The organism is Dialister sp. UBA1703, assembly GCA_002320515.1.
Taxonomy (GTDB): domain Bacteria; phylum Bacillota; class Negativicutes; order Veillonellales; family Dialisteraceae; genus Dialister.
Genome location: DCJJ01000162.1, coordinates 1 through 5,544 on the forward strand (window position 1 = coordinate 1; position 5,544 = coordinate 5,544).

Here is a 5,544-nt window from a genome sequence, read left to right on the forward strand (position 1 = left end):
TATAAGAATTTTTATGCACTGCTTCGTCATGGGACTCCTTAAATAGCTGGCTATTCGCGTCGTCCCATTCCTTGCATTGCATAAAAATCCAAGAATAAAAGCAGACAGTGATTTAATCAGCGCTTCCCTAGTGGCCAACTTCGGCTGACTTGGAGGTCCTATGCAGGACCTCCACAGAGTGGAGAAATCTCATTCCTCGATAGTATAAACCTCATTGCGGCGGGGGATTTCGGGGCACAGAGCCTCAATAGAACAAAAGGCATGATCATCCATAACTACATGAAGCATCGCTCGAAATGACGTATAGGCAGGAAGCTGACTGTCATTTGGCCAATTTCCGTGAAAATTTATGTATACAAAAGGGGCTGTGAAAAAATGTAAATCATTTTTCACAGTCCCCGGATGTTTTATTCTACAGTAACCGATTTAGCCAAGTTCCGCGGCTTATCCACGTCGTTTCCTCTCTTCACGCTGGTGTAGTAGGCCAGAAGCTGCATGGGAATGACGGAAAGGATGGGAGCAATGAAGAAGTCCACTCTGGGGATGCGGACCGTTTCGGTGGTATACTTGCCCAGTTCCTTGTCATCGTCGTAGCCGATGCCGAGGACTTCAGCACCCCGGGCTTTGACTTCCTGGATGTTGCTGTACATCTTGGAGCTGACGGAATCCTGGGTAGCCACAGCAATAACCGGAGTAGCCGGTGTGATGAGCGCCAGGGTGCCGTGCTTCAGTTCCCCTGCTGCATAGGCTTCTGCATGGATATAGGATACCTCCTTCAGCTTCAGTGCCCCTTCCATGGCAATGGCATAGTCGATGGAACGGCCCAGATAGAAAATATCGCTGGCCTTGATGAGGCGTTCTGCCACTTCGGCCATATGATCCTTTTCTTCCAGTACCTTTTCAATCTGTTTTGGCAGGTCTCTGAGACCATCGGTGATTTTATGGATGAGATCCATGGAAATGGTGCCTCTGAGCTGTGCCATGTAAAGGGAAAGGAGCAGGAGGGCCACCAGCTGGGTGGTATAGGCTTTGGTGGAAGCTACGGCAATTTCCGGCCCTGCCAGGGTATAGACTACATGATCCGCTTCCCGGGCAATGGAGGAGCCGATGGAGTTGGTAACAGCCAGGCTCTTTGCTCCATGCTTCTTTGCTTCCTTCAGCGCTTCCAGAGTATCGATGGTTTCGCCGGACTGGCTTACCACGATGCAGAGGGTATGGCTGGTGGTGAGAGGCTTGCTGTAACGGTATTCGGAAGCGATTTCTACAGCCACCGGAATCTTTACGAACCGTTCGATATAGTGTTTTGCCACCAGTCCTGCATGATAGGCGGTGCCGCAGGCGGTGATAAGGATGTTGTCGATATTGTCGAAGCATTCCTTTGTCCAGCCCAGGTCCGGGAAAGCGACGGAGCCGTCTTTGTTCAGATGAATCTGCACGGTATCACGGACAGCCTTGGGCTGCTCGAAGATTTCCTTCAGCATGAAATGGGAATAGCCGCCCTTTTCTGCCGCTTCCGCAGACCAGGTCACCTTCTGGACTTTCTTTTCAATAGCTCTGCCTTCCTTATCGTAGACAGATACGCTGTCTTTCTTCACCACAGCCAGTTCCTCATCGTCCAGGATGTAGATATCCCGGGTACGATTGATGACAGCAGGAATGTCGGAGGCAATGAAGTTCTCCCCCTTGCCCAGGCCGATAATAAGAGGATTATTCTTTTTGGTGCAGATAATGGTATCCGGATCTGCATCATCCATAATGACAAGGCTGTAAGAGCCTTCCACAATGGCGAGCATTTTGCGGACAGTGGAGAGGAAATCACCATCATCCAGTTCTTCCAGCAGATGAGCCACGATTTCCGTATCTGTTTCAGATTTGAAAACATGGCCTTTTTCCGTCAGTTCCTTCTTCAGGGTCAGGTAGTTTTCAATAATGCCGTTATGCACTACCACGAAATGATTGTGGCAGTCGCCGTGGGGATGGGCATTCCTGTCAGAAGGTTTGCCATGGGTGGCCCAGCGGGTATGGCCGATGCCGATATGTCCGTGAAGCGGATGTTCTTTCAGTACATTTTCCAGATTCACCAGGCGGCCCTGTTTCTTTTCGATATTGATTTTTCCATTTTCATAGACGGCAATGCCTGCAGAGTCATATCCTCTGTATTCCAGGCGGCGAAGTCCGTCAATCAGAAACTCCGTGGCATTTCCACTGCCTACATAACCTACGATACCGCACATAAATGGTATTCCTCCTTGTATTCTTATCTGTATTGATAGAGTAAACTGTTATTCATAAGTCAAAGCCCCATAAGAGTTATACATACGTTTTATATTATAACACATCAGAACTGTTTTTGAAATTGAACAGGACAGAGGCGCCGGGATGGATTCCGGCGCCTCTGCCAATGTATTTTATCATATTTTACATCTGTTGAATCACAGATTCAATACTCTGCACATCCTGCATATTGGCAATCCCTTCCACTGCCGCCGCCACGCCGATGGCCATGAGGGCGATGAGGAAAACCACCAGCAGCACATAGGGAGTCAGGGCAATCAGGAAAGATTTCCCCGGCCGGAAACGATAGTTTTCTCCAATGGCCGTCACATCCAGGTAGAAGGACCAGATGAAAATCACAAAACTGCCGATACCGGAAAGGACATCTGCCCCGATAACTGAAAGGAAAGTGAAAAATACGGAAAAGGCCATGGGCAGAGAAGAAGCCATGAAACCGGCTGTAATGCCCCGGGCAGTGCCCATACCGCCCCAGAAACCGGAAATATAGTCAATGACAGCACTGTGCACCAGAAGGGCTGCTCCCATGCAGAGGACCAGCATAAGAAACTGCACCACCAGCCCCGGCCCCTCCTGAAAAAGAGAAAGGGAAAGAAGGAAGACCACAAAGATCCATAAAATAAATCCTTCCTTCAATTTCTCCTCATTGGTGATCTCCCGCAGCGCCTGCCGGGGTGAAATGATGACAGCCATGGCCAGATCAAGTAAATGATTCATACAATCCTCCTTATTTCACAGCGGGCACGGAAGCATCGGCCACCGACTTCTTGAAGGAATCAGCAAAAGCATCTGCAAAAATGCCAGCCATCGTTTTTGCCTCCCCGGACAGGATATTTCTCAGGGATACGCCGCTGCCATAACTCTTTACAGGGATATTCTCACTCTGGATGCCTCCGCTGGAGGCTGCATAGCTCAAAGCATCATAATAGTTGCCCATGGCATCCACCAGCCCCAGGTCCTGGGCCTGTTTGCCGGTCAGGATCCTGCCGTCTGCAATGGCGCGCACTTTGCTCTCATCCATTTTGCGTCCGTCAGCCACAGTCTGTACGAACTGGTTGTAAATATCGTCTACCATGGTCTGCACCATTTCCTTTTCCTCCCCTGTCATGGGACGGTACATGGAAAGAATATCCTTATGGGCACCGCTTTTGATCTTTTCATTTTTCACGCCCAGCTTGCCCATGAGGTCCTCCACATTGGTATAGTCCATGTAAACACCGATGCTGCCGGTAATGGTGGCAGGAGAAGCAAAAATATAATTTCCCTTGCTGGCCAGCCAGTAACCTGCAGAAGCGCACATGTCTCCCATGGAAATAATGATAGGTTTGCCGCTGCTCCGGATCTTATCCATTTCCTCTGCAATTTCCTGGGTAGCCCCGGTAGATCCGCCGGGGCTGTTGATACGAACCAGAATAGCCTTGGCCTCCGGATCCTTCCTGGTCGCCTGGAACTCCTTCATAATCTGTTCACTGGTAACGCCGCTGCTTCCGCTTAAGAGAGAATCCGTATCGGGGCCTCCATAAATGGGCCCGTCAATGCGGATAACCGCCACATACCCCTGTTTCCGGCTTTCTACAGCACTATCCTTCCAAAGGGAAGAAGTGCCTACCGCCAGGGCTGCAACGAGGAGAAGGATAATTCCCACCAGCATATATTTCCTTTTGGCTTCTCTATTCATAAGTACCTCCTTTTTTTGATAAGCACCAATCCAAACGATGAAATCAGTACTTCCCTTGATGAAATTATATCACACAGGAAAAGAATCCGTCTTTTTCTGTACGGAGAAATTCATTTTTTGCCAAAGGAGCTCTTGAATTTATGTACCGTTTCATGTATAATATGTCATACATGGCCGGTTAGTCAAACGGTTAAGACGCTGCGTTCTCAGCGCAGAGAGTATGGGTTCGAATCCCATACCGGTCACCATTGCAAAAGGAGCACTGAAAGGTGCTCCTTTTTTGCGCCTTTTTACTGTGTTTGCCTGTATTTCCATTTCTACTTCTACTGGCAGCCTATAAATCTTCCCTCATTCCAACAGCCCTCTTCACAGGTTAACCGGAAGCAGTCAATATGATTTCTCTTTATTTTCCGGTGGAAATCCCCCGGTTCATTCAGTATAATGAGAGTAGATTCATGCATATTTCCAAGTCACTCATGCATTGATTTCATACACATCTGTTTGAAAGGAAGGTTATCACTATGCCGCTTGTTGGAACTACTGAAATGTTTAAGAAAGCTTACGAAGGTCATTACGCCATCGGCGCTTTCAATGTGAACAACATGGAAATCATCCAGGGCATTATGGAAGCTGCCAAGGAAGAGGAGTCCCCTGTCATTCTCCAGGCCTCGGAAGGCGCCCGTAACTATGCAGGCCAGGAATATATCGTAGGCCTTGTAAAGATTGCCCTTCAGGATTATCCTGAAATCCCGACGGCCCTTCATCTTGACCATGGCTCTTCCTATGAAATCTGCAAGGCCTGCATTGACGGCGGATTCTCTTCCGTCATGTATGACGGTTCCAAGCATCCTTTTGAAGAAAATGTGAAGATTACAAAGCAGATTGTCGAATATGCCCATGACAAGGGTGTGGTGGTAGAAGCGGAACTGGGCCGTCTGGCCGGCGTGGAAGATCTGGTCAGCGTAGACGCTAAAGATGCCATTTTCACCGATCCCGACCAGGCCGCTGAATTCGTAGAAAGGACAGGCTGCGATTCCCTGGCCATTGCCATCGGTACCAGCCATGGCGCTTACAAATATAAGGGCGACCCCTACCTGGATTATGAACGTCTGGAAAAAGTAGGCAGACTCCTGCCGAACTACCCCATCGTTCTCCACGGCGCTTCCACCGTCATTCCTGAATTTGTAGAAAAATGCAATCAGTACGGCGGCAAGGTGCTTGGTGCCAAAGGCGTACCGGAAGATATGCTCCGCAAAGCTGCCACCATGGCCGTGTGCAAGATCAATATCGACACCGATATCCGTCTGGCCATGACAAGTGCCATCAGAGAAGCCCTTTACAAGGATCCTTCCAACTTCGACCCAAGAAACTACCTGAAACCGGCTAGAAATGCGGTAAAGGAAATGGTCAAGCATAAGATTGAAGCCGTCCTCGGATCTGCTCATACCATTTGAACCATTTGACCACTCATTGTGAATAAAAAGGGGCTGTGAAAAAATGTTCAAGCATTTTTCACAGTCCCTTTTTGTGTGTATTTTTTGTATAAAAGGTTTAGGGAAGCACTGATTAATTCA

At 48.6% G+C, this 5,544-nt stretch carries 4 protein-coding genes and 1 tRNA gene; 2 read left to right on the forward strand and 3 right to left on the reverse strand.

What is annotated here, in order from left to right; all coding sequences use genetic code 11:
• Window positions 1–407: 407 nt before the first annotated feature.
• The 3 genes from glmS to sppA all read right to left on the reverse strand — a co-directional run bounded on the left by glmS (window position 408) and on the right by sppA (window position 3,970).
• Window positions 408–2,234, reverse strand: coding sequence for a glutamine--fructose-6-phosphate transaminase (isomerizing) (gene glmS, locus B2Y11_RS07595; protein WP_291057859.1), 1,827 nt, complete (start codon window positions 2,232–2,234; stop codon window positions 408–410).
• A 184-nt stretch (window positions 2,235–2,418) separates the two neighbouring features.
• Window positions 2,419–3,009 (reverse strand): YIP1 family protein, encoded by a 591-nt coding sequence (locus tag B2Y11_RS07600; RefSeq protein WP_291057860.1) that lies wholly within the window; start codon window positions 3,007–3,009, stop codon window positions 2,419–2,421.
• 10 nt (window positions 3,010–3,019) lie between these two features.
• A complete protein-coding gene (gene sppA / locus B2Y11_RS07605) occupies window positions 3,020–3,970 on the reverse strand; it encodes a signal peptide peptidase SppA (protein ID WP_291057861.1) in 951 nt (316 codons plus the stop codon).
• Window positions 3,971–4,142: 172 nt separating this feature from the next.
• Between sppA and B2Y11_RS07610 the strand changes: the two genes are divergently transcribed.
• Together B2Y11_RS07610 and fba are read left to right on the forward strand one after the other, a co-directional pair.
• Window positions 4,143–4,218, forward strand: a tRNA-Glu gene (locus B2Y11_RS07610).
• Between the two features lie 273 nt (window positions 4,219–4,491).
• Entirely contained in the window at window positions 4,492–5,424 is a 933-nt protein-coding gene (fba, locus tag B2Y11_RS07615) for a class II fructose-1,6-bisphosphate aldolase (protein ID WP_291057862.1), read from the forward strand.
• The last annotated feature ends 120 nt before the right edge of the window (window positions 5,425–5,544 follow it).